Consider the following 23,124-nt stretch of genomic DNA (forward strand, 5'->3'; position numbering starts at 1 on the left):
TAATACCGGTATAGTAATTGGCATGGTGGAGATTAAGACGAACGAATCCCTGGCGGCCATGCGCGAGGCCGGACGGGTGGTGGCCCGCGCCCTGGCGGCCGCGCGGGAGAAGGCCGCGCCCGGCGTCCGGCCGACGGAGCTCGACCGGGCCGCGCGCGAGGTGCTGGACGCGGCGGGCGCCTCCTCGCCCTTCCTCGGCTACCGCCCGGAGTGGGCGCCGGTGCCGTTCCCGGCGGTGGTGTGCGTCTCGGTGAACGACGCGATCGTGCACGGCGTCCCGGACGACACCCCGCTCGCGCCGGGCGACCTGGTGTCCGTCGACTGCGGGGCGCTGCTCGGCGGCTGGGCGGGCGACTCGGCCGTCAGCTTCACGGTGGGCCGGGCGCGGCCCGAGGACGCCCGGCTGATCGCCACGGCGGAGGAGGCCCTGGAGGCCGGCATCGCGGCGGCCGTCGTCGGCAACCGGATCGGGGACGTCGCGCACGCGATCGGCCGGGTCTGCCGGGCCGCCGGGTACGGCATCCCGGACGGCTTCGGCGGGCACGGCATCGGGCGCACCATGCACGAGGACCCGGGCGTCCCCAACGAGGGACGCCCGGGCCGGGGCATGAAGCTGCGCCACGGGATGACGCTCGCGATCGAGCCGATGCTCGTCGGCGGCGGCACGGACGACTACTACACGGCGCGGGACGGCTGGACGATGCGTACGGTCGACGGCTCGCGCGCCGCCCACGTCGAGCACACGGTGGCGATCACGGACGACGGCCCGCGCATCCTGACGGCGCTGTAGGCGCCGGTCCGCTACCGCCCCGCCGGCCGGACCACCATCGCGGAGCCGCCGCCCCTGCGGACCTTCTCCGCGGCGGCCACCCAGCGCCCGTCCGGCAGGCGCTGGACTCCGGTCGCGGCGCCGATCTCCGGGTTCTGCCGGAAGCCGTGCCCGATCGCCTCCAGTTCGGTGCGGACGGGGCTGTTCCACAGGCCTGGTTCGAGTTCGGTGGTGGTCTGGTTGCGCTGGCTGGCGCGCGGTGCGGCGATCGCCTCGACGAGCGGCAGGTGCCGGTCGACGACCCCGGTGAGGGTCTGGAGGACGGTGGTGATGATGGTGGCGCCGCCCGGGGAGCCGAGCGCGAGGACGGGCCTGTCGTGCCGGTCGAGGACGATCGTCGGGGAGATCGAGGAGCGCGGGCGCTTGCCGGGGCCGGGCAGGTTCGGGTCGTGCACGGCCGGGTTCGCCGGGGCGAAGGAGAAGTCGGTCAGCTCGTTGTTGAGCAGGAAGCCCCGGCCGGGCACGGTGATCCCGCTGCCGCCGGTGGACTCGATGGTGAGGGTGTACGCGACGACGTTGCCCCATTTGTCGGCCACCGTCAGATGGGTGGTGTTCTCGCCCTCGTACGGGGTCGGGGCGGCGGTCCCGCCGGGGGCGCACGGCTCCGGGTCGCGGGGGTCGCCGGGCGCGAGCGGGCTGGTCAGGACGGCGTCGTCGCGGATCAGGCAGGCGCGGGAGTCCGCGAACCGCTGCGAGAGCAGGCCTCGCGTCGGCACGGACTCGAAGGCCGGGTCCCCGACCCAGCGGCCCCGGTCGGCGAAGGCGATGCGGCTCGCCTCGATGAACCGGTGCAGGTAGCGGGTCTGCGACGCGCGGGAGAGGTCGGTGCCCTCCAGGATGTTCAGCGCCTCGCCGACGCTGGTGCCGCCGGAGGAGGAGGGGGCCATGCCGTAGACGTCGAGCCCCCGGTACGAGACCTTCGTCGGCGTGCGGAACACGGTCCGGTACGCGGCCAGGTCGCCCTCCGTCAGGTCGCCTGAGCGCACGTTCCGGGTGGCGCCGGGGCGGACGGGGGGCTTGCGGACGGTGTGGACGATGTCCCGGGCGAGCGGCCCCTTGTAGAGCGCGCCGACGCCCTCGCGGCCGAGCTTCTCGTACGTACGGGCCAGGTCGGGGTTCCTGAAGCGGGAGCCGACCGCGGGCAGTTGCCCGCCGGGCAGGAAGAGGGCCGAGGAGGCGGGGAAGTCGCGGAAGCGGGCCTCGTTGGCGGCCGTCTGGGAGCGGAAGGTCTCGTCCACGGTGAAGCCCTCGCGGGCGAGCCGTTCGGCGGGTTCGAGGAGGGTGGAGAGCCGCTTGCTGCCCCAGGCGTCGAGGGCGGACTTCCAGGTCGCCGGGGTGCCGGGGGTGCCGACGCCCCGCCCGCTGGTCATGCCCTCCTCGAAGGGGATGGGGGCGCCGTTCTCCGTGAAGAGGTCGGCGTCGGCGGAGCGGGGCGCGGTCTCGCGCCCGTCGACGGTGTGCACACTGCGGCTCTTCGCGTCGTAGTAGACGAAGTAGCCGCCTCCTCCGATGCCGGCCGAGTAGGGCTCGGTGACGCCGAGCGCGGCCGCGACGGCGACGGCGGCGTCGACCGCGTTGCCGCCCTCGCGGAGGATCTCGATCCCGGCGGCCGAGGCGTCGGCGTCGACGCTGGCGACGGCACCGCCGTATCCGGTCGCGACGGGCTCCTTGAGGGGTGGTCCCGCCGTCGTCGGCGGCGCGGCGGCACCCATCGAGAACACCGTCGCCGTGACGGCGAGGACGGAGATCTTGCCGGCGGTGGAGCGTCGCATTCGTACCTCCGGTCAACAGGCTTCCGCGCAGCGTAACTTCCCCCGCCCCGTTCCGTCAGGAACGCCTCGAACGGGACCTCGAACGGGAACCCGGGTGGCCGCTAGCATGCGCGCCCATGGACGAAGACGTGCGCAACATCGTGCTCGGGGTGCTCGCCACCGGGATCAGTGCCTCCCTCGGCTGGCTCGGCCGCACGTACCGGTGGCGGCGGAAGCTCCGTCGCAAGCAGGCCTTCTTCGGCCTCCCCGGCGGCTCGGAATGCCTGCTGGTGGTCAACCGGGAGTCCGGCGGGGACAACGTGGTGCACCGCTACGACGTCTTCGCGATGCTCGAACTCTCCGCGCTGGTCAAGGACTGCGGCGCGCAGGCCCGCATCCTGCCGCAGGACCAGACCCACCAGGGCTTCGGCGACCGCACCGAGTTCTGCGTCGGCGGGCCGTATTCGAACAGGCGCATGGCCGCGCACCTGACCACCCTGCTGCCGGGCGTGAAGGTGAACGTGGACGTCGAGCCGTCCGAGGTGCGGGGCTCGATCACGATCGGCGGCGAGCGGTACCTCATGGAGAAGGGGCGGTCGGAGTACGTGATCCTGGCCCGGCTCACGGCCGGGGAGGGCCACCGGCCGGTCTTCCTCTTCTGCGGCCAGCGGGCGATCACCAACCAGGCGGCCACCCGCTATCTGGCCCGCCACCACGAGGACCTGGCCCGCCGTCACCGCGGCGGCTCGTTCGTCCTGCTCCTGAAGGTCGTCAACTCGGAGGCGTACGGCCCCGACGTGGTGGAACTGGTCGCCGACGTGACGCACGCGGCCCGTACGGCTCCCCCGGCGCCCGAGCCCTCCACCGCCGCCGAACCGGCGGCGACGGCCTGACCGGGAGGGGGCCGACGGGGTGAAGACCTCACCATCATGACAGGTCAGAGGCGTTTTCCGTAGGACCGAACGCACAGTTCGCGCACCTTGTCCGGCCCCTCCCCCGGCTTCCAGAATCGCCGTCATGAATCACTCCGGGAACATCGGTCAGAACATCGATCAGGACGCGGTCCTGCGGGCGAGGACGATGCTGCTCGGATCGGACAGGCTCGACCCGGCCGAGGAGTTGGAGGCGTACCGGATCCTCGCGGAGGTGAGCCCGGCGGCCTATCTGCCGAAGCTCGTCGGAGCGCTGCTCTCGTACGGGTCCGGGGCGAGCTACGGGCACGACAGGGAACGGAAGTTGGCGCTGCGCGCGGAGGCCCTCGACACGGCCCGGCGCATCGACGTCGACCACCCGAGGAGGACGGAGGTGTTCGCCGAGGCCCTGGAGTACTACGGACTCGCGCTCATCCAGTCGGGGCGGCGGGCCGAGGGTCGGGCCGCGTACGAGGAGATGGCCGCGGTCGGGCGGGACGGCTTCGAACGGGGCCAGGTGAAGCACCCGGCGTACGGAAGCGGCCGGCTGGCGGTCGTACTGGCCGAGGAGGGGCGCCACGGGGAGGCGGCGGACCTGCTGCCGCAGGGCGACCGCACGCACCGGGACTTCTTCTTCTGGTCCGTGGTCGAGAAGGCGGCGGAACTGGAGGCGGCCGGTCGGCGGGAGGAGGCGGTGGAGGTCTTCACGGACCTCGTGGACGACACGAGGGAGGACCGGAGGTGGAACCTCCTGGTGTGGGAACTCGTGCACCGCTCCCGGATGCTGGACGCCGCCGGACGGCACGGGGAGGCAGGCGCGGACCGGCGGGAGGCCCTGTCGGTCCTCACCTGGCTCGCCGGTCCCGATGCGCCCGAACGCCAGAGCGGGCTTCACTCCTGGTGGAGCGTCCTGTACGGCCTGTCGGCCAGGGCGGTGGAGCCGGACGGGTCCCCGGACGCCCCGATGCCGGCGTTCGGCAACTCGCTCCTCCACTGGTCGTGGGACATGCGGACGGCCTACTTCGACGGCATCCCCGCCCTGGAGGCCGAGACCGCGCGCCTGTCGGCGGCGGGGCGGCTCACCGAACTCGTGACCGCGCACCACCGGCTGACCGTGCGGTCCACCCTGATGTGGACCGGCCGCACCCATCTGTTCGAGGAACCGCTCCGGCCGCTCTTCGACGAGGAGGTGGCGCTCGCCCGGCGTGCGGCGGAAGGACTCCCCCGGGCCCTGACCGACCGGGCGACGTTCCTCCTCGCGGCCGGGCGGTACGAGGAGGCGCGGGCGGACTTCGCGGAGGTCGTGGGCCCGCTCGACGGCGCCGAGCGGACGCCAATCGTTACCGCCACGTAACTTACCGGGGAGTTACCTCAGGTAAGCCCCCACCGTTACCGTCGGGTCACTTTCACTGCCCCCCATCGCCGACCACCCATCGGCGTCCCCAGTGAGGAGTGCCCCGTGCGCACATCCCTGGTCCTCGCCGTCTCGGCCGCGCTCGTGGCCGGGACGGCCCTCGGGCTCGCCCCCGCCGCCCAGGCCGTGGAGACCGCCGACTCCAGCGGCATCCGCTTCGTCGACATCGTGGGCGAGGGCGGCACCGTCCTCAAGGCGAACGTCCTCGCCCCCGCCGGGGCCGCCCCCGGCACCCGCCACCCCCTGATCGTGCTGCCCACCAGCTGGGCCATGCCCCAGATCGAGTACCTCGCCCAGGCGCGCGAGCTCGCCGACTCCGGCTACGTCGTGGTGAGTTACAACTCGCGCGGCTTCTGGCAGTCCGGCGGGGAGATCGAGACGGCGGGCCCCAAGGACGTCGCCGACGCCTCCAAGGTCATCGACTGGGCCCTGGCCCACACCGCCGCCGACCCCGACCGGGTGGGCATGGGAGGCGTCTCGTACGGCGCCGGGATCAGCCTGCTCGCCGCCGCGCACGACCCGAGGGTCAAGGCCGTCGCCGCGCTCAGCGGCTGGGCCGACCTCATCGAGTCCATCTACAGCGGCCGGACCCAGCACCTCCAGGCCGCCGCCCTGCTCGGCGGCGCCGGAGCCCTCACCGGCCGCCCCGGCCCGGAACTCGAGGAGGTCCTGGGCGACTTCCTCTCCTCCAACCTGGCCAAGGAGGAGGACATGATCGCCTGGGGCCGCAAGCGCTCCCCGGTGACCCACCTCGACCGCATCAACGCCAACGGCGCCGCGATCATGCTCGGCAACGCCTGGGGCGACACCATCTTCCCGCCCAACCAGTACGCGGGCTTCTACGAGAAGCTGACCGGGCCCAAGCGCCTGGAGTTCCGCCCCGGCGACCACGCCACCGCCGAACTCACCGGTCTGTTCGGGCTGCCCAACGACACCTGGACCAACGCCCGGCGCTGGTTCGACCGTTACCTGAAGGGCGCCGACAACGGCATCGACCGCGAGCAGCCCGTCCAGCTCAAGTCCAGGTCCGCGGGCGGCTACGAGGGCTACCCGGACTGGAAGTCCGTGCACGCGAACCAGAGGAAGTTCGACCTCGGCGGTACGCAGCGGGCGTGGGCGAACGTCGACTCGGGCGCCAACGGCGGGGTCACCCTGCTCACCAACGCCCTGGACCAGTTCCTCCGCACCCCGCCCGTCGTCTCCGTGCCCCTCCTCCCCCGCGCCTTCGCCGGCGTCTGGCAGTCCGAGCGGTACGACACCCCGCAGCGGGTGCGCGGCACGGTGAAGGTGCACACCACGGTCGCCTCCACGGAGGAGAGCGGCACCCTCGTCGCGTACCTGTACGACGTGGGCCCGCTCGGCGTCGGCAAGCTGGTCACCCACGCCCCGTACACCTTCCACGGCAGGACCCCGGGGCAGCCGTTCGGCGTCGACCTGGAACTGTTCTCCACGGCGTACGACGTGCCCGCCGGGCACCGGCTCGCGCTGGTCGTCGACACCGTCGACCCGCTCTACATCGAGCACAACCCGACCGGCGCGCAGCTGACCTTCTCCTCCCCGGCCGCCGACCCGTCGTACGTGTCGGTGCCGCTGCGGAAGGAGTGATCTCCGGCTGCCGCCGGGCGGGTGCGGCTCCCTCTACCGCCCTCCCGGCGGCGGCCCTCCCCCTCCGGCCGGAGCGACGTCCACGGCCTTCGCCCTCGGGTCGCGGCGCTCCCGCCGGGCCACCCAGGTGGCGAACCAGGAGAGCAGCATGCACATCCCGATGTAGATCGGAGAGATGACGAGCACGACGGGGATGAACGGCAGGTCGTAGTCGAGGTTGGACGCGATCAGCTTGCCCGCGTGCAGGAACTCCTCGTAGGTGATGAGGAATCCGAGCGAGGTGTCCTTCAGGGCCACCACCAGCTGGCTGATGATGGCGGGCAGCATCGCCCGGACGGCCTGGGGCACCAGGACGTGCGTCATCACCTGCGTCTTGCGCATGCCGAGCGCGTACGCCGCCTCGCCCTGGCCGCGCGCCACGGAGTGGACGCCGGTGCGGAACACCTCGGCGAGCACGGAGCCGTTGTAGAGGGTCAGTCCGGTGACCAGGGCGGGCAGCGGCTGCACCTTCAGCGCCACGAAGACGAAGAAGATCATCACGAGGACGGGCATCGCGCGGAAGAACTCCACGAAGAGGGTGGAGGCCCAGCGCAGGACGCGGTGGTCGGAGAGGCGGCCGCAGGCCAGGACGGCGCCGAGGGCCAGCGAGAGGACCGACGCACAGGCGAAGGCCTTCAGGGTGTTGCCGAGGCCCCTGAGCAGCAGCTCCTGGATGCCCTCGTAGAGGAAGGGCGACCACTTGGCGGAGGTGAACTGCCCGGTGTCGAAGAGGAGGTACAGGATCCAGCCGGCCAGGGCCAGGATCACGGCGGTGGAGGCGACGCCGTAGAGGAGGTGGCGCCGTCGGGCGCTCGGCCCGGGGACGTCGTAGAGGGCGGTGGACTCGGTGGTCATCGGGCGACTCCCCAGCGCTTCTCCATGACGTGGAAGAGGGCGCTGATGGTGAGGGTGATGATCAGGTATCCGACGGCGATCCAGACGAAGGTCCAGACGATGTTGTAGCCGAGCTCGCTCAGGGTCTTGTAGGTGCCGAGGAGTTCGGTGACGCTGAACGCCCCCGCGATCGCCGAGTTCTTGGCGAGGGCGATCAGGGTCGAGCCGATGGGCGGGATGACGCTGCGGAAGGCCTGCGGCAGGACGACCGTGCCGAGGGTCTGGGCGAAGGTCATGCCCAGGCTGCGGGCCGCCTCGCCCTGGCCGCGCGGCACGGTGTTGATGCCGGAGCGCAGCACCTCGCAGACGAAGGCCGAGGTGTAGCAGCCGAGGGCGAGGACGGCGAACAGCTCGAAGGGCAGGACGAGTCCGAAGCGGGGCAGGCCCAGCATGACCGCGAAGAAGAGCAGGGTCAGCGGGGTGTTGCGCAGGACGGTCACCCAGACCGTGCCGAAGACCCGGAAGGAGCCGACGGGCGCGACCCGGAAGGAGGCCATGACGAAGCCGAGGACGAGGGCGAGCGCCGAGGCGTAGACGGTGAGTTCGACGGTGCCGAGGAACCCCTTTCCGTAGAGGGAGAAGTTGTCGGTCAGGACGTCCATGTCGGAAGGCTCCTCCGGGTCAGCCCGTCGGGTAGCGGTCGATGGCGGGCGGCGGCGGGGCGGGGACCCCGGAGAGGCCGAGGGTGGCGTCGTACGCCTTCTTCCAGTCGCCGTTCTTCTGGTGGGCGGCGACGGCGTCGTCCAGGGCGAACCGCAGGGCGTCGTCGCCGCGCGGGACGCCGATGCCGTACGGCTCCTTCGAGAACGGCTTGCCGACCACCTTGAGCTCGTCGGGGACCTTGGCGGCGTAGCCCATGAGGATCGTGTCGTCGGTGGTGACCGCGTCGACCTGGAAGGTCAGCAGGTTGTCGACGCAGACGGAGTACGTGTCGTAGGCGACGAGTTCGGCCTTCGGGTGGTCCTTCTCGATGCGCTGGTACGGGGTGGAGCCGGCGGCCGAGCAGACCCGCTTGCCGTCCAGGTCCTGGGGGCCGTCGATGTCCTCCTCGTCGGTGCGGACCAGGAGGGACTGGCCGGCCTGGTAGTAGGGCCCGGCGAAGCCGACGAGCTTCTTGCGGTTGTCGTTGATGGTGTAGGTGCCCACGTAGTAGTCGATCTGGCCGTTCTGCAGGGCGGTCTCGCGGTTGGCGGAGGCGATCGTGCGGAACTCGACGCGGGCCGGGTCGAAGCCGAGGGAGGCGGCCATCATCTTGGCGATCTCGATGTCGAAGCCGGAGTAGCGGCCGGAGGCGGGGTCCTTCTCTCCCATGTAGGGCTGGTCCTCCTTGGCTCCTACGACGAGCCGGCCGCGCTTCTTCGCCCGGTTCCAGGTGGCGGAGTCGGGCAGGGTGAAGTCCGATCTCACCCGGTAGACCGGGAGTCGGTCGGGCTGCGGGCCCTTGACGGGCGGGCTGCCCTCGCGGCCGCAGCCGCCGAGCGCCGCCGTCGCGGCGAGCAGCAGGGCGAGCGCGGCCAGGGTCCGGTGCGTACGCTGCATGGTTCCCGTCCGGTCAGTGCTTGAGGATCTTGGAGAGGAAGTCCTTGGCGCGTTCGCTGCGCGGGGCGGTGAAGAACTCCTCCGGCGCGCGGTCCTCGACGATCCTCCCGTCGGCCATGAAGACGACCCGGTTGGCCGCGGAGCGCGCGAAGCCCATCTCGTGGGTCACGACCACCATCGTCATGCCGTCCCGGGCCAGCTGCTGCATGACCTCCAGGACCTCGTTGATCATCTCGTCGCGCGAGCGCCGGTCGGCGTCCTCCTTCTTGCGCTTGCGGACCTTGATCTGGGCGAGGGAGACGTTCGCGAGGACGGTCTTGTGCGCGAAGAGGTTGAAGGACTGGAAGACCATGCCGACCTCGGCCCGCAGCCGGGCCAGCGCCTTGCCCTCCTCGGGGAGCGGCTGCCCGTCGATGAGGATCTCGCCCGACTCGACGCTCTCCAGCCGGTTGATCGCCCGGCAGAGGGTGGACTTGCCGGAGCCGGAGGGGCCGATGACGACGACCACCTCCCCGCGGCCGACGGTGAGGTCGATGGACTGGAGGACGTGCAACGTGCCGAAGTGCTTGTTCACGCCACGCAGTTCGATCAGCGGATCGACGACGGCCATACGCTGCCCTGCCCCATTCCTCAGCGGTGTCGCGTTTCCCGTGGACGCCGCGTTTCCCGTGGGTGTCGCGTTTCCCGTGGGTGCCGCGGCCCACGCAAACTATCCACCGGAAAAAGGACTTCAGGGACGACACGCATGAAACAGGGATAAGCCGTATTTACTGCGGAAGGGGGGCGGCCGACAGGTGTACGCGCCCGCACGCGTCAGTACTCGGCGGCCTCCGCGTACACCTGGGAGAGCTGCGGCGCGCCCGTCATCGCCCAGTCGAGACCGGCCTCGACGACCTGGATCTCCCGGCCGGAGGCGAGCTGCACCACCGGGCCGCCGCCGGGCCGCATCTGCCAGCGGGCGGCCGGGACGTTGCGGACGATCACCGTGCCCAGGTAGAGCCCGGCGTCGTTCCCGAACCAGGGCAGCTCCTCCGGGTCGTCCCGCCAGCGGGGCGGCAGCTGGTCGAGCTCCTGGAGGGAGCGCGGGGTGTCGTCCAGCGCCACTCCCGCCTCCTCGACCCGGGTGCGCAGCAGCTCGCACTCGGCGAAGAGCTCGGCCATCCCGTCCGGCGCACGGTCGAAGGCGGCGTCCGGCGGGGAGTCCGGGGAGCCGGGATGGTGCCGCTTGCGCCAGCTGTCCAGAAACGGGATGTTCATCCGAACAGCCTCGCACCGACACCTCCCGGTCCACCACTCGGCGCGCGGAGACCGTTACCGGCGGTCCGCGCGCCGGACGGACCGGTTACACGTCCAGGTCGACGACGACGGGGGCGTGGTCCGAGGCGCCCTTGCCCTTGCGCTCCTCGCGGTCCACATAACTGTCCGTGACCGCCTCGGCGAAGGGCTTGTTGCCGTAGACCAGGTCGATGCGCATGCCCTTGTTCTTCGGGAAGCCGAGCTGGCGGTAGTCCCAGTACGTGAAGGGGTGGTCGTACTTGAGGGGGCGCGGGACCACGTCGCGCAGACCGGCCTCGCGCAGGCCCGCGAGCGCGGCCCGCTCCGGCTCCGTCACGTGCGTGGCGCCCTCGAAGACGGCGATGTCCCAGACGTCCTGGTCGGTCGGCGCGATGTTGTAGTCGCCGAGGACCGCGAAGGGGCGGTCCCCCGCCGCGTCCTGCGCGACGGCCGCCCTGAGCGCCTCCAGCCAGCGCAGCTTGTAGGCGTAGTGCTCGTGGGCGACCTCGCGGCCGTTCGGCACGTACACCGACCAGACGCGGACCGGGCCGCAGGTCGCGGAGACCGCCCGGGGCTCCTGCGCCCCGTCGTACTCCGGGCCGCCGGGCAGGCCGGTGACCACGTCGTCGAGGCCGACCCGGGAGAGCAGCGCGACGCCGTTCCACCGCCCCGTGGCGTTGACCGCCGACTCGTAGCCCAGCTCCCACAGCTCGTCGGCGGGGAACTGCTCGGCGGTGCACTTGGTCTCCTGGATGCACAGCACGTCGGTGCCGCTGCTCTCCAGCCAGGCCAGGAGACGGGGCAGCCGGGCGGTGATCGAGTTGACGTTCCAGGTGGCGATGCGCATGGACGCCAGCCTACTGGCGGGCACCGACAACGGCGGGTCCCGGCGCTCAGACCCCGGTGGAGTCGCCGGGGGCGAGCCGGGCGTGGTCGGTGCCGCCCAGCTCCCCGATCTGGCGGTCGTAAATGGGTCGGGCGAGGTCGGTGAGCAGGGCGTCGTGGATGTCGTACGCCCGGCGCGGCTTCAGCTCGCGCACGTAGTCGATGACCTCGGAGATCTTGTTCCAGGGGGCCATGACGGGCAGCAGCAGGGTGTCGACGGGGTGGTCGGGCACGGTGAGCGCGTCGCCGGGGTGGAAGACGGAGCCGTCGACCAGGTAGCCCACGTTGGTGACGCGCGGGATGTCCGGGTGGATCACCGCGTGCAGCTCGCCGTGGACCTGGACGTCGAACCCGGCGGCCGTGAAGGCGTCGCCGTGGCCGACGGTGTGCACCCGGCCGGGGAAGGCCGCCGAGATCCGTTCGGCGACGCTGCGCAGCGTCCAGATCTCGGCGGCCGGATTCGCCTCCAGGGCGGCCCGCAGCCGCCCCTCGTCGAAGTGGTCGGGGTGCTCGTGGGTGACGAGCAGCGCGTCGGCCCCGAGGGCCGCGTCCTCCTCGGTGAACCCGCCGGGGTCGAGGACGAGCGTCCTTCCGTCCTTTTCGAGGCGGACGCAGGCGTGGGACTTCTTCGTCAGCTTCACACCGCCAGGCTACGCCGGGGGCGTGGTCTCCTCCGCGATGACGCGGGTGACGACGCGCAGGGCGGCCTCGGCGGCCGGGAGGCCGCAGTACGCGCCCGCGTGGAGCACGATCTCGCGGATCTCGTCGGGCGAGAGGCCGTTGCGGAGGGCGGCCCGGGTGTGGTCGGCGAGGGCCTCCCGGTGGCCCCCGGCGAGGAGGGCCGTGAGGGTGACGGCGCTGCGGGTGCGCCGGTCGAGGCCCTCGCGGCTCCAGACCTCGCCCCACTCGTAGCGGTTGACGAGCCCCTGGAGGGTCCCGTCGGGGTCCTCGGCGAGGGCCCGGTCCACGTGCGCGTCGCCGAGCACCTCGCGGCGCAGCCCGAGCCCCTTCTCGTACGGGTCGGGGCGCGCGTCCCCGGCGGGCTCGGCGGCCGGGGCGGGGGCCGCGGGCTCGGCGGCGGGCGCGGGGCCGGCGGGGAGCGGCGGCACGGTCAGGGCGCCGCTGGTGTCCTGGACCGTCCCGGCGAAGTGGTCGAGGAGCAGGTCGGTGACGGCGGCGGGCTGCTCGACGGGGGCCAGGTGGGAGGCCCCGGGGACGACGGCGAGCCGGGCGTCGGCGATGCCGGCGACCAGGGTGCGGGCCTCGGCGGGCCCGGTGACCTGGTCCTCGGAGCCGACGAGCACGAGCGTGGGGACGCCGACGCGGTCGAGGGCCTCGCGGACGTCGAAGACGGCGAGGGCCTCGCAGGCGGCGATGTAGCAGGCGGGGTCGGTCGTACGGACCATCTGCACGGCCCAGTCGACGATGGCGGGCTGCGCGCCGGCGAAGAGCGGGGTGAACCACTGCTCGGGGGCGGTGCGGGCCATCGGCTCCAGGCCGTTGGCCCGCACGATGACGCCCCGCTGCCGGAACTCGTCGGCGGTGCCGAACCGGGGCGAGGCGGCGACCAGGGCGAGCGAGGCGACCCGGTGGGGCGCCCGCAGTACGAGGTCGAGGCCGACGGCCCCGCCGAGGGAGCAGCCCGCGTAGCCGAAGCGCTGGACCCCGAGCGCGTCGAGGGTGGCGAGCAGCCGGTCCCCCAGCTCGGCCACGGAGCCGAAGGGCTGCGCGGGCGCGCCGCCGTGCCCGGGGAGGTCGAAGCGTACGATCCGCCAGTCCCGCGCGAGTTCGGGGATCTGCCGGTCCCACATGTGGAACGTGGTCCCCAGGGAGGGTCCCAGGACCAGGACCGGGGCGTCCTCCCGCCCGTCGACGCGGTACTGCAGGGTGTTCGGTGGTGTCTCGCTCACCCGCTAGACCCTCTCATCTCTCACGGTCTCTCACATCGCCGGGTCGAACCTAGCGGGTCCCGCCCCCCGGCCGGGTGCCGGGCGTGGAACCGGCCGCCCCACCGAGGTCTCACGGACCTTGTCCGTAGCGGGCGACCGTGCCGCGCCACTGCTCGAGGTAGCGGAACACCGGGGGATTCCGGCGGGACCCCAACAAGGCGTGCAGCAACGTTCTGGCCGGCCGCAGCAAGGGCATGGCGGTGGATACCTTCAGGCAGCGCTGGGGCAAGGTCTCCGGTCAGGACATGAAGCACCTCGCCGACGCCATGGACGTGCTGGCCGGTGCGATGGACACCGGTGCGGGCTACGTCACCACCTGCAAGGCCGCCGTCATCGCCGGCCTCGGTGCTGCGGCCGCCGCCGTCGCAGGAGGCCTCATCGGCGCCGTCTTCTGGCGGCACGACCGGAGCCGTCGGCGTCCGCTCCGGGGCCCCTCCCGGCTCGCCGCGACGCCCGAGACCGTCTCCGGAGCCCGGCCCGCACCCCTCCGGCCCACCCCGCCGGGCCGCCGCGCGGGCGTCCCAGCGTCCCACCGGCCCGCCATCGCGCGCCGCGTCCCCGCAGGTCGGCGCGTGGGACGTCCCACGCTCGCGTCACTTCTCCGGTGACGGTGGCGGCCCCTCGTCCCGGCCCCGCAGTCTTGCTGCCGAACCGGCCGGCACGGTCGGATCCACGAGCGAGAGGGAAGCACCATGCGCACCATGACCAAGATGTTCGTCGGCGTCGCCACCGTGATCGCCTTCGCCGGCGGAGGCCTGGCGACCGCGGGCACCGGTTTCGCCGCGACCGAACGGGCCGCCCAGCCGGTCGCGTCCGCCGAGTCCGTCACCGTGCTCGCGGTGGAGAACCTGGGCCTCAACTCGACGCAGGCCAAGAAGCTCCAGCGCGACCTGAAGGCCAACTGGGGCTACACCGGAGCCATCGACGGCCAGCTGGGCACCGAGAGCTGGAAGGCGATGCAGCGCTTCCTGCGGGCCCACTGGGGCTACAACGACAGGATCGACGGCGCCGTCGGGCCCAACACGGTGAAGGCGCTCCAGCGCTGGCTGAAGGCCAACTGGGGCTACACCGGGGACATCGACGGCGACGCCGGGGAGGGCACCAGGGCCGCCCTCAAGCGGTACTGCAACTCCTGAGCCGGCGACTCCTGCCCCGCTCCCGGGCTCCCGGCCCGAGGGCCCGTCCGCACCCGACCGGCTCCTGACCGGTCGGTGACCGGACCCGCGAGCGGTCGCGGAGCACCCCGTGCGCACCGGAGGGCCACGGCTCCTCCGGTGCGCACGCGCGTCCCGGCCCGCTCAGCCCTCGAAGCACTCGGAGCGGCCGTCCGGCCGCTCCAGGCAGAACGTGGCTCCCCGGCCGCCGTCGCCGGCGGACATCGGCGTCGACAGGTACCGGCCGTCCGCGCTGTGCCCCTCGGCCACGACCTGCTGGGTCTGCCCGGTCGGCAGTGTCAGTCTGACCCGTTCGCCCGTCTCCAGGCCGGTGGCCCGCACCCACACGGCGCGGCAGAGCTCGGCGTGCCGCAGTTCGAGGCGCCGGCCGTCGGTGGTGGTGCGGGTGGCGAGGGTGGTGATCATGCCGGCCCCGCCGCAGCCCATGTCCCTGGGGTTCCGGCCCTCGCACGTACCGCCCCGGCAGCCCGGGTTGCGCACCGGCGACTCCACCACGGCCCCCGGCCGCTCCTCGGACCCGGCGCCGCCCGGGAGGGGGACCCCCAGGGCGACCGCCACGACCGCCGCGGCCCCGGCGACCGTGACGGCCACCGGCCACCGGCGGACGGCGACGCGAGGAGCACCCCCCGGGGCGGTGTGCGCGAGCGGGACGGGCGCGGCGGATCGTACGGTCGCCGGGTCGGGGCGTACGGTCGTCGGGTCGGGCCGTATGGTCGCCGGGGCGGGCCGTATGGTCGCCGGGGCGGATCGTACGATCGCCGGGGCGGGCCCGGGCTCGGCCCGTGACCGGTCGCTCCACTCGGCGTCCGCCAGTTCCCAGAGCGCCAGCATCCGCCCGGCCGGCTCGCCGGTCAGCGCGCACAGCGCCTCGACGGCCCGGCGGGGAGCGGGCTTCCGGCCGTTGAGGTACCGCTCCCACGACGACTTGCTGTAGGGGGTGCGGGCCGCGAGCGCGGCCAGGCTCAGTCCGGACCGCTTCCGGCCCTCCCGGAGCTCCTCCGCCAGCTGCTCGGCCGCGGAGCCGCTCATCGGCGCAGCTCCCCCCAGGTGTCGGGGCCGACGATGCCGTCGGCGACCAGGCGGCGGCTGCGCTGGAAGTCCTTGACCGCCCCCTTGGTCCGCTCGTCGTACAGCCCGTCGAAGGCGCCGGGTCCGAAGCCCTTCGCGTGCAGGAGGCACTGGGCCTCCACCACGTCGAAGCCCGTGCTGTTGATGTCGAGCAGCATCTCGCGGGTGTCGCTGTGCCCCGCCCGCAGCGCGCCGTCCTCGCGCCGCGTCTCGCAGGCGTACGTCTGACCGCGCAGGTACCCGCTCCCGGCCACGACGCCCTTCGCCGCCTCCGCGTCCCCGCCGTCCCAGACCCCGGCCGTCAGCAGCCCTGCGCCGAAGGCCACGACGGCGGCGAGGGCCACCGCGAGCAGCGCCCGGGGCAGGGGGACGGCCCGCGCCGGCGCGGACGCCCGCTCCGCCCCGGCCTGCCCGTCCCCTGCCGCCCCGGTCTTCTCCTCCGCCTCCGGTGGCGCGGGTTGCGGCTCCACGGGGGCGGGCGTCCTGGCGCGGGCCCGTTCGACGACTTCGTACAGCACGACGAGCCGCGTGGGCTCCGTGCCGCACTCCCGGGCCAGTTCCTCGACCGCCCGGCGCGGCACGGGCTTCTTCCCGTTCAGGTACCGCTCCCACGAGGAGCGGCTGTAGCTGGTCCGGGCGGCCAGGGCGGCGAGGCTGAGGCCGCTGTGGTCCTTCAGCCTGCGCAGCCAGGCGAGCAGCCGGCGTTCACTGCTCTCCAGGTCCGCCGGCAGTTCCTTCCATCGCGACATACGGATCCCCCCGATGCGTCCTGTCGGTGCCTTCGATTCTGGGGCACCCGGGCAGCGCGGGAGAGCCTTCGAAAGTTTCGGCCAAGGCTTGGCGCATCAGTGTCGGTCCGGTCGGCCCGGCGTCTCCTCGTGCTGGGTGAGCCGGTCGCCCCGGGCCGGGTGCCGGACCTCCCGGACCGGGGCGGCCGTGCCCGGCGGCCGTGTCGACCGCCCCGGGTGCGGGAGCGCGGCAGGTGCCGGGCGTACGTCGGGTTCGGAGTGGGTCGGGGATTCCACGGTCACCGCGTCCCCGGTGGGGCCTCCGCCCGTGCGCCGCCGACTCCTCGGACCGGTCGGTCAGTCCACGAGGTGACGGATCGCGTCGACCACGTGCGGGCCGTGTCCGAACGCCGTGCCGAGGCGTTCCAGCCGGTCGTACGTCTCCGGCGCCAGCCGCGACCAGTACCCGTGCGCGGCGTGCAACAGGAAGCGGAACGCCAGTTCCGCGCAGACCTCCTCCGCGCAGCGGACCAGTGCGCCCCGCATCGCCGCCGGCGGCACGTGGCTCCAGGCCCGCGGTTGGTCGAGCGTCCCGGCCAGCTCCACCACGTCCGCCGCCAGCCTCCGGTGCTCGATCGCCGTCGGCGAGGTGCCGTCGGGCGCGCACGCCGGGAAGACCGAGCAGGAGAAGGCCGAGGCGCCGCGCGACCGCGCGACGGGGACGACGAAGGACAGCACCTCCTCCAGCCACTCGCGCTCCTCGCCCGGGATTCCCGGCGCGCCGAGCGACATGTCCGTGGCCTCCCACAGCAGCGCGATCTCCTCGCCTCCGAGGCCGGAGTCCCGCAGCCGGAGGAGGTCTTCGACGAGCAGCAGGAGGGGGGCCGGATCGCCCTCCGAGCCGTACCGCCGGGCGATGTGGTCCAGCGCGTCGTCGGCGTAGTCGCTCCAGTCGCGGTGGAAGGAGGAGCCCAGCGCGGTCGCGCCGAAGTCGAAGCCCACCCACTCGTGCTGCACTTCGGGGTCATGCACGGAACTCCTCCTTTACCGACGAGTAGCTTAAAGCCTTCGCGACACTTCTTGATCATCCGGCCGCGGGCGCGGTGCGGTCGGGCGCGGTCGGACGCCGAATCAGGCGCCGGGGGCGGTGGTGTCCGTCAGTTCCCGGTCGGCTTCCGCCCGTCGGGGGTGGTTCTGCTCGCCGAGGCCGCGGCGGGCGGCCTCCAGTGTCGTACGGGCCTCCGCCCCGGCGGGCGCGAGCGCCGTCATCAGGGCGGCCACCGTGCGGCGCTGCGGGCCCCGGGTCCGCCCGAGCTCCATGCCGGCCGGCGCGCGCACGCTCACCCCGGCCCGGTGCGCGAGCTCCTCCCGGCCGAGCCCGGCACGCCTCCGCAGGACGCTCGGCAGCGAGGCGGACTTCCGCGTCCGGTCCCGCCGCCACCGGAGCGCCGAGGGAGGACGGCCCTGCGGCAGGGTGCACGGGGCTCGGGCCGGGCCCCGTACCTCCTATGCGCCGTGCGCGGGCCGGTGGGTGTCGCGCAACCGTTCCTCCAGCGCCTCCAGGAGGCCGGGCAGGTCGGGGGCGACGGCAAGGTCGTCCAGGGTGGGGGCGGCGAGGAGCCCCGTGGCCGAGATGGAGCGCAGGGCGGCGAGCAGCGGGGTCCAGAAGCCCCCGGCGTCGAGGAGGCCGACGGGCTTGGCGTGGAAGCCGAGCTGGCGCCACGACCACACCTCGAAGATCTCCTCCAGGGTCCCGAGGCCGCCGGGCAGGGCGGCGAAGGCGTCCGCGCGGTCGGCCATGATCGCCTTGCGCTCGTGCATGGTGTCGCAGACGACCAGCTCCGTCACCCCCTCGTGCGCCCACTCCCGTTCGATCATGCTGCGCGGGATGACGCCGACGACCTCGCCGCCCGCCTTCAGGGCCGCGTCCGCCAGGACGCCCATCAGGCCCGTACGGCCGCCGCCGTAGACGAGGCCGATCCCGCGCCGGGCCAGGTCGGTGCCGACGGCGGCGGCGAGTTCGGCGTACGCCGGGTCGTGCCCGTGGGAGGAGGCGAGGAAGACGGCGAGGCGGCGCATGGGGACCTTCCGGGGCGGCTGCGGTGGGCGGACGACGGTCCGGTCTACCACGGGGATCTCCGCTCCGACCAGGGGCTTCCGGGGTGTGGCGGGGGCGCTCCCCCGGCTCAGGGGCTCGTCGTGGAGACCACGTACACCCGGGGGAAGGCCGGTTCCGTGAGGTCGACCGTGATGTCCGTGGTCGGACGGGGCTCCTCGCGGGTGACGGTGGTGCCCGACCAGGCGGGGCCGTCCGGGAAGGTCCAGGCGGCGATGGAGCGGTCGCGTTCGCCGATGGTGATCCGGCCCGGGGTGAGCCGGGAGCGGGCGGCTCCGGACTCGGCGAGGAAGGCGTCGAGGCCTGCGGCGGTGGTCGAGAACCGGACGTACAGCCTGCTGGTCTTCCAGTTGCTGGTCTCGTAGTAGGCGACCTCCCAGGACCCGGCGGGGATCGGGACCTCGAAGACCCGGCGCTTCATCAGGGAGGGCCAGTTGTCCTGGAGGCCGACCACCGAGGACTCGCGCTCCTTGTCGCGGCCGCTGTCGCGGCTCTGCCCGGCGGAGATGACGAGGTAGCCGGCGGGGATGCCGACGAGCAGCACGATGATGACGGCCGTCAGCCAGCGGCGGCGGATCATGTGCCGGCGGTCCTCGGGCATCCTCTCCCGGGTCGGACGGGGCGGGCGGGGAGGGGCGGTCGGGATCATGCGGGCGGGTCCTCGGGGGTGCGGGCGGCCCGGCCGGAGGTGCCGCTGCGCAGGGCCTGGGCGTAGCGCTCGTACCGTTCGTACCGCTCGACGCGGCGCCGGTTGGCACGGCGGAAGCGGCGGGCGACGAGCCGGGCGAGGTCGGCGGCACCGACCATGCCGGCCTCGGGGCCGAGCCGGGCGCGGACGAGCCGGGCCTCGGGGCGGTAGCCGCGGCCGGTGAGGTGGCGGCGGAAGGAGTCCCGGGCGGGGCCGATGAGGAGGTCGTCGGCGGCGGAGACGCCCCCGCCGATGACGAAGCAGGAGGGGTCGAGGGCGGCGGCGAGGTTGGCGATGCCGACGCCGAGCCACTGGCCGATGTCCTGGAACAGCTCGACGCACATGGCGTCGCCCTCGCGGGCGAGCTCGGTGATGAGCGGTCCCGTGATGTCGGGGACGTGCCCCTTGACCCGCTCGATGATGTTGTACGCGACCGGGGAGTCGGCGGCGGCCAGCTCGCGGGCCTCGCGGACCAGCGCGTTGCCCGAGCTGTACTGCTCCCAGCAGCCGCGGTTGCCGCAGGGGCAGCGGTGGCCGCCGGGGACGACCTGCATGTGGCCGAACTCGCCCGCGACGCCGTACTTGCCCCGCTTGACCTGGCCGTCCTCCAGGATGGCGCCGCCGATGCCGGTGCCGAGGGTGATCATGACGAGGTGGTCCTCGCCGCGGCCGGCGCCGAAGCGCCACTCGGCCCAGGCGGCGGTGTTGGCGTCGTTGTCGACCATGACGGGGACGGCGAGGCGGCCCTGGAGGGAGTCGCGCAGGGGCTCGTTGCGCCAGGCCAGGTGGGGGGCGAAGAGGACCCGGGCGCGGTCGGCGTCGACCCAGCCGGCCGCGCCGATGCCGACGGCGTGCACGTCGTGCCGGTCGGAGAGGTCCAGGACCAGTTCCACGATGGTGTCCTCGACCACCTTGGGGCTCTTGGACTTGTCCGGGGTCTCCGTGCGGATCTTCTCCAGGATGTTGCCGTCGGCGTCGACCACTCCGGCCATCACCTTCGTGCCGCCGATGTCGATGCCGACGGTCGGCACCCGGGGGGCCGTCAGGTGGGAGCGCCGTTCCCGGGTCCCCACGGTCCGCAGCACGGTGCCGCGGGCGGAGCCGCGGTGGGCGAGGTCACGGTAGGTACTCATCGGCTCCGATTCTGCCAGGTGGGCCCCACGGGGGCCGTGACGTCGTGGAGGGCCGCGTCACGTCGCGGAGGGGCGCTCCAGCTCGTGGCGCAGGTCCTCCAGTTCGCTGCCGCCGGCCATCTGCCGGGTCAACTCGTCCAGGGTGACGGAGTCCTTGGTGTGGCTGCCGGCCATGACGCCCCGCTTGAGGAGGACGAAGCGGTCGCCGACGAGGTGGGCGTGGTGGGGGTTGTGGGTGATGAGGACCACGCCGAGGCCCTGGTCGCGGGCGGCAGCCACGTACTTCAGGACGACCCCGGACTGCTTGACGCCGAGGGCGGCGGTCGGCTCGTCCAGGACGAGGACCTTGGCGCCGAAGTGGACGGCGCGGGCGATCGCGACGCACTGGCGCTCGCCGCCGGAGAGGGTGCCGATGGGCTGGTCGACGTCGCGCAGGTCGATGCCCATGCGGAGCAGGGCCTCGCGGGTGGTGGTCCGCATGAGCCCGGCGTCGAGCCGCTTGAGGGGGCCCTTGCCCTTCGTCGGCTCGGAGCCGAGGAAGAAGTTCCGCCAGACCGGCATGAGCGGGACGACGGCGAGGTCCTGGTAGACGGTGGCGATGCCCCGGTCGAGGGCGTCGCGCGGATTGGCGAGCGCGACCTCCTCGCCCTCGATGCGGAAGGTCCCGGCGTCGTGCCGGTGCAGCCCGGCGACGATCTTGATGAGGGTGGACTTGCCGGCGCCGTTGTCGCCGAGGACGCAGGTGATCTCGCCCGCGCGGACCTCCAGGGAGACCCCTTCGAGGGCGCGGATGTTGCCGTAGTACTTGCTGACGTCGTCCAGCTCGACGAGGGGCGCGGTCGCGGTCGTCACAGAGGTGCCGGTCGTCACTTGGTGGCCTCCACGCGCTTGCGGATCCAGGCGTTCAGGAGCGTGGCGAGCAGCAGCATCGCGCCCAGGAAGAACTTGAACCAGTCCGGGTTCCACTCGGCGTACACGATGCCCTTGCTGGTCATGCCGAAGATGAGGGCGCCGACCGCGGAGCCGATGGCCGAGCCGTACCCGCCGGTGATCAGGCAGCCGCCGATGACGGCCGCGATGATGTAGATCAGCTCGTTGCCGACGCCCTCGCCCGACTGGACGACGTCGAAGGAGAAGAGCAGGTGCTGGCCGGAGATCCAGGCGCAGAGGGCCACGCCCGCGTAGAGGCCGATCTTGGTGCGGCGGACGGGGACGCCGACCGCACGGGCCGCTTCGGCGCCGCCGCCGACCGCGAAGATCCAGTTGCCGAAGCGGGTGCGGAGCAGGATCCAGGTGGCGAGCGCGACCAGGCCGAACCACCACAGGATGGTGACCTTGAACTCGACCCCGCCGAGGGTGAGCTGCGAGGCGAAGAGCTTCCGGGCGGAGGGGAAGCCCTCCATGTCGGCGATGGTCTTGGTGGAGACGGTGCCGCTGATCAGCTTGGTGAGGCCCAGGTTCAGACCGGTCAGCATGAGGAAGGTGCCGAGCGTGATGATGAAGCTGGGCAGCTTGGTGCGGGTCAGCATGACGCCGTTGAAGACGCCGATCGCCAGGGTGACGAGCAGCGAGACGCCGACGCCGACCCAGACGTTCGCCGTCATCTGGTAGCTGAACATCGAGGAGACGAGCGCGGAGCTGGTGACCATGACGCCGGCGGAGAGGTCGAACTCGCCGCCGATCATCAGGAGGGCGACGGGGACGGCCATGATGCCGATGGTGGAGGCCGCGTAGAGGACGGTGCCGAGGCTGGAGGCGCGCAGGAAGCTGTCGGCGAAGACCGCGAAGAAGACGAAGACGGCGGCGGCGCCGACGACCGAGCCCAGTTCGGGGCGGGCGAGGAGCTTCTTCAGCGGGGTGGTGCGCAGGAGGCGTTCGTCGACGTGGTCGATGCCCGACGGCGGGGCGGTGGAGCTCATCGGGTGCCCCGATCCGCGTAGGCGACGAGGTCGGCGGCGTTCTCCCCGGTGATGATCTGGGGGCCGGTGAGGACCGGCTTGCCGCCGCCGAGGACGTCGGCGTTGTAGCGGTAGAGCCAGAGCAGGTCGACGGCCTCGTACCCCTGGAGGTAGGGCTGCTGGTCGACGGCGAAGCCGAGGGTGCCGGCCTTGAGGGCGGTGGCGACCTTGGCGTTGAGGTCGAAGGTGTCGATCTCGGCCTTGCTGCCGGCGCTCTTCGCGGCCTGGACGGCGGTGTCGGCGAAGGGGGCGCCGAGGGTGACGACGGCGTCGATGCCCTTGTCGGCCTGGAGCTTGGCCTCGATGGAGGCCTTCACGTCGGGCATGTTGGTGCCGTCGACGTACAGGTTGACGAGTTCGCCGCCGAAGGTCTTCTTCGCTCCGGCGCAGCGCTGCTCGTGGCCGACGTTGCCCTGCTCGTGCAGGACGCAGAGCGCCTTCTTCCTCCCGCGCTTGTCGAGTTCCTCGCCGACGGCCTCGCCGGCGACGGTCTCGTCCTGACCGATGTGGGTGAGGGCGCCGTAGGCCTTGGACTGCTCGGCGCCGGAGTTCACGGTGATCACCGGGATGCCGGCCCTGACGGCCTTCTCGACGGCGGCCTTCATGGCGTCGGGCTTGGCGAGGGTGACGATCAGGCCGTCGACGCCCTTGGCGATGTACGAGTCGACCAGCTGCGCCTGCTGCTGCGCCTCGTCGTTGTGGGCGTAGAGGAAGTTGATGTTGTCCTTGACGGCGGCCTGCTGGGCGCCCTTCTGGACGATGTCCCAGAAGGTGTCGCCGTCGCCCGAATGGGTCACCATCGCGAAGGTCCAGCGGGGGGTGTCGACGGCCGCCCTGCCCTGGGCCTGCGCGGCCTTGCGGGCGTCCTCCGCCCGCTTGCCGCCGGTGCTGCTGCACCCGGCGAGCGCCGTGGTCAGCGCGAGTGCGAGCACGGCGCCGACGGCGGCGCGTACCCCTCCTGTCCGAAGCCTGGTCACGAGGCCGTGCCCTCCTTTGTGTCCTTTGCGCGCATTGCAGGCGTGCATTGCAGTATCGGTCATGCGGGCCGGGCGGCTCGCCGCGGGGCCCGGTGCCGGGGCCGCCGGGTCGCCCGCCGCGGGGGCGCGAGGGGGGAGCGTAGTCCGGGGCACGGGGGACGGGAAGCCGACGGCCGGGGCGGCGGGAAGC

At 72.9% G+C, this 23,124-nt stretch carries 25 protein-coding genes; 6 read left to right on the plus strand and 19 right to left on the minus strand.

The window, feature by feature from the left end:
- Positions 1–22 precede the first annotated feature (22 nt).
- Positions 23–790: a type I methionyl aminopeptidase gene (map, locus tag OO47_RS22270; protein WP_030218430.1), complete on the plus strand. Its 768-nt coding sequence runs from the start codon at positions 23–25 to the stop codon at positions 788–790.
- 11 nt (positions 791–801) lie between these two features.
- On the opposite strand, the gene ggt is transcribed toward map, so the two are convergent.
- Entirely contained in the window at positions 802–2,601 is a 1,800-nt protein-coding gene (gene ggt, locus OO47_RS22275) for a gamma-glutamyltransferase (protein ID WP_030218432.1), read from the minus strand.
- A 116-nt stretch (positions 2,602–2,717) separates the two neighbouring features.
- Here ggt and OO47_RS22280 point away from each other — a divergent pair, with 116 nt between their 5' ends.
- The 3 genes from OO47_RS22280 to OO47_RS22290 all read left to right on the plus strand — a co-directional run bounded on the left by OO47_RS22280 (position 2,718) and on the right by OO47_RS22290 (position 6,510).
- Positions 2,718–3,473 (plus strand): hypothetical protein, encoded by a 756-nt coding sequence (locus OO47_RS22280; RefSeq protein ID WP_030218434.1) that lies wholly within the window; start codon positions 2,718–2,720, stop codon positions 3,471–3,473.
- A gap of 124 nt (positions 3,474–3,597) precedes the next feature.
- Positions 3,598–4,845: a hypothetical protein gene (locus OO47_RS22285; protein WP_051716213.1), complete on the plus strand. Its 1,248-nt coding sequence runs from the start codon at positions 3,598–3,600 to the stop codon at positions 4,843–4,845.
- Between the two features lie 105 nt (positions 4,846–4,950).
- The gene (locus tag OO47_RS22290; protein ID WP_078489815.1) at positions 4,951–6,510 is read left to right on the plus strand and encodes a CocE/NonD family hydrolase; all 1,560 of its coding nucleotides are present in this window, start codon (positions 4,951–4,953) and stop codon (positions 6,508–6,510) included.
- 33 nt (positions 6,511–6,543) lie between these two features.
- Here the strand turns inward: OO47_RS22290 and OO47_RS22295 are convergent, their stop codons facing one another.
- The 8 genes from OO47_RS22295 to pcaDC all read right to left on the minus strand — a co-directional run bounded on the left by OO47_RS22295 (position 6,544) and on the right by pcaDC (position 13,052).
- Positions 6,544–7,404 carry an amino acid ABC transporter permease gene (locus tag OO47_RS22295; RefSeq protein ID WP_030218440.1) on the minus strand — a complete coding sequence of 287 codons (861 nt, stop codon included), beginning with the start codon at positions 7,402–7,404 and terminating at the stop codon, positions 6,544–6,546.
- Positions 7,401–8,045, minus strand: a complete 645-nt coding sequence (locus OO47_RS22300) for an amino acid ABC transporter permease (protein WP_030218442.1) — start codon at positions 8,043–8,045, stop codon at positions 7,401–7,403. Before OO47_RS22300 ends, OO47_RS22295 begins: the two co-directional genes overlap by 4 nt.
- Positions 8,046–8,064: 19 nt before the next feature.
- On the minus strand, positions 8,065–8,982 hold the full coding sequence (locus tag OO47_RS22305; protein WP_030218444.1) for a glutamate ABC transporter substrate-binding protein: 918 nt from the start codon (positions 8,980–8,982) through the stop codon (positions 8,065–8,067).
- A 13-nt stretch (positions 8,983–8,995) separates the two neighbouring features.
- Positions 8,996–9,592, minus strand: coding sequence for an amino acid ABC transporter ATP-binding protein (locus OO47_RS22310; RefSeq protein WP_033209953.1), 597 nt, complete (start codon positions 9,590–9,592; stop codon positions 8,996–8,998).
- 203 nt (positions 9,593–9,795) lie between these two features.
- Positions 9,796–10,239, minus strand: coding sequence for a DUF6278 family protein (locus OO47_RS22315; RefSeq protein WP_030218456.1), 444 nt, complete (start codon positions 10,237–10,239; stop codon positions 9,796–9,798).
- Between the two features lie 85 nt (positions 10,240–10,324).
- Positions 10,325–11,104 (minus strand): exodeoxyribonuclease III, encoded by a 780-nt coding sequence (locus OO47_RS22320; RefSeq protein WP_030218459.1) that lies wholly within the window; start codon positions 11,102–11,104, stop codon positions 10,325–10,327.
- Positions 11,105–11,150: 46 nt separating this feature from the next.
- Positions 11,151–11,783, minus strand: a complete 633-nt coding sequence (locus OO47_RS22325; RefSeq protein ID WP_030218462.1) for an MBL fold metallo-hydrolase — start codon at positions 11,781–11,783, stop codon at positions 11,151–11,153.
- 9 nt (positions 11,784–11,792) lie between these two features.
- Positions 11,793–13,052, minus strand: a complete 1,260-nt coding sequence (pcaDC, locus tag OO47_RS22330) for a bifunctional 3-oxoadipate enol-lactonase/4-carboxymuconolactone decarboxylase PcaDC (protein ID WP_030218466.1) — start codon at positions 13,050–13,052, stop codon at positions 11,793–11,795.
- Positions 13,053–13,291: 239 nt separating this feature from the next.
- Here pcaDC and OO47_RS22335 point away from each other — a divergent pair, with 239 nt between their 5' ends.
- Both OO47_RS22335 and OO47_RS22340 read left to right on the plus strand, forming a co-directional pair.
- The gene (locus OO47_RS22335) at positions 13,292–13,699 is read left to right on the plus strand and encodes a hypothetical protein (RefSeq protein WP_158708687.1); all 408 of its coding nucleotides are present in this window, start codon (positions 13,292–13,294) and stop codon (positions 13,697–13,699) included.
- A gap of 84 nt (positions 13,700–13,783) precedes the next feature.
- Positions 13,784–14,227, plus strand: coding sequence for a peptidoglycan-binding domain-containing protein (locus OO47_RS22340; protein WP_030218471.1), 444 nt, complete (start codon positions 13,784–13,786; stop codon positions 14,225–14,227).
- Positions 14,228–14,389: 162 nt separating this feature from the next.
- Here OO47_RS22340 and OO47_RS35320 read toward each other — a convergent pair whose 3' ends face one another.
- The 10 genes from OO47_RS35320 to OO47_RS22390 all read right to left on the minus strand — a co-directional run bounded on the left by OO47_RS35320 (position 14,390) and on the right by OO47_RS22390 (position 22,934).
- Positions 14,390–15,295, minus strand: coding sequence for a helix-turn-helix domain-containing protein (locus tag OO47_RS35320; RefSeq protein ID WP_051716214.1), 906 nt, complete (start codon positions 15,293–15,295; stop codon positions 14,390–14,392).
- On the minus strand, positions 15,292–16,083 hold the full coding sequence (locus OO47_RS22350; RefSeq protein WP_030218478.1) for a peptidoglycan-binding protein: 792 nt from the start codon (positions 16,081–16,083) through the stop codon (positions 15,292–15,294). The genes OO47_RS35320 and OO47_RS22350 overlap by 4 nt, the downstream gene beginning before the upstream one ends.
- A gap of 336 nt (positions 16,084–16,419) precedes the next feature.
- Entirely contained in the window at positions 16,420–17,094 is a 675-nt protein-coding gene (locus OO47_RS22355; RefSeq protein ID WP_030218481.1) for a hypothetical protein, read from the minus strand.
- A gap of 99 nt (positions 17,095–17,193) precedes the next feature.
- Complete coding sequence (locus tag OO47_RS38635) at positions 17,194–17,406, minus strand: hypothetical protein (protein WP_030218483.1); 213 nt, start codon at positions 17,404–17,406, stop codon at positions 17,194–17,196.
- Positions 17,407–17,568: 162 nt separating this feature from the next.
- Positions 17,569–18,192 carry an LOG family protein gene (locus tag OO47_RS22365; protein WP_234323264.1) on the minus strand — a complete coding sequence of 208 codons (624 nt, stop codon included), beginning with the start codon at positions 18,190–18,192 and terminating at the stop codon, positions 17,569–17,571.
- 56 nt (positions 18,193–18,248) lie between these two features.
- Positions 18,249–18,779: a hypothetical protein gene (locus tag OO47_RS22370; RefSeq protein WP_051716216.1), complete on the minus strand. Its 531-nt coding sequence runs from the start codon at positions 18,777–18,779 to the stop codon at positions 18,249–18,251.
- Positions 18,780–18,823: 44 nt separating this feature from the next.
- Complete coding sequence (locus OO47_RS22375; protein WP_030218493.1) at positions 18,824–19,999, minus strand: ROK family glucokinase; 1,176 nt, start codon at positions 19,997–19,999, stop codon at positions 18,824–18,826.
- A gap of 57 nt (positions 20,000–20,056) precedes the next feature.
- On the minus strand, positions 20,057–20,851 hold the full coding sequence (locus tag OO47_RS22380) for an ATP-binding cassette domain-containing protein (RefSeq protein WP_030218495.1): 795 nt from the start codon (positions 20,849–20,851) through the stop codon (positions 20,057–20,059).
- A gap of 14 nt (positions 20,852–20,865) precedes the next feature.
- Positions 20,866–21,918 (minus strand): ABC transporter permease, encoded by a 1,053-nt coding sequence (locus OO47_RS22385; RefSeq protein WP_030218498.1) that lies wholly within the window; start codon positions 21,916–21,918, stop codon positions 20,866–20,868.
- Positions 21,915–22,934: a sugar ABC transporter substrate-binding protein gene (locus OO47_RS22390; protein ID WP_078489817.1), complete on the minus strand. Its 1,020-nt coding sequence runs from the start codon at positions 22,932–22,934 to the stop codon at positions 21,915–21,917. Before OO47_RS22390 ends, OO47_RS22385 begins: the two co-directional genes overlap by 4 nt.
- Between the last annotated feature and the right edge of the window lie 190 nt (positions 22,935–23,124).

It is taken from the genome of Streptomyces bikiniensis (assembly GCF_000716625.1).
In the GTDB taxonomy this organism is placed as follows: domain Bacteria; phylum Actinomycetota; class Actinomycetes; order Streptomycetales; family Streptomycetaceae; genus Streptomyces; species Streptomyces bikiniensis.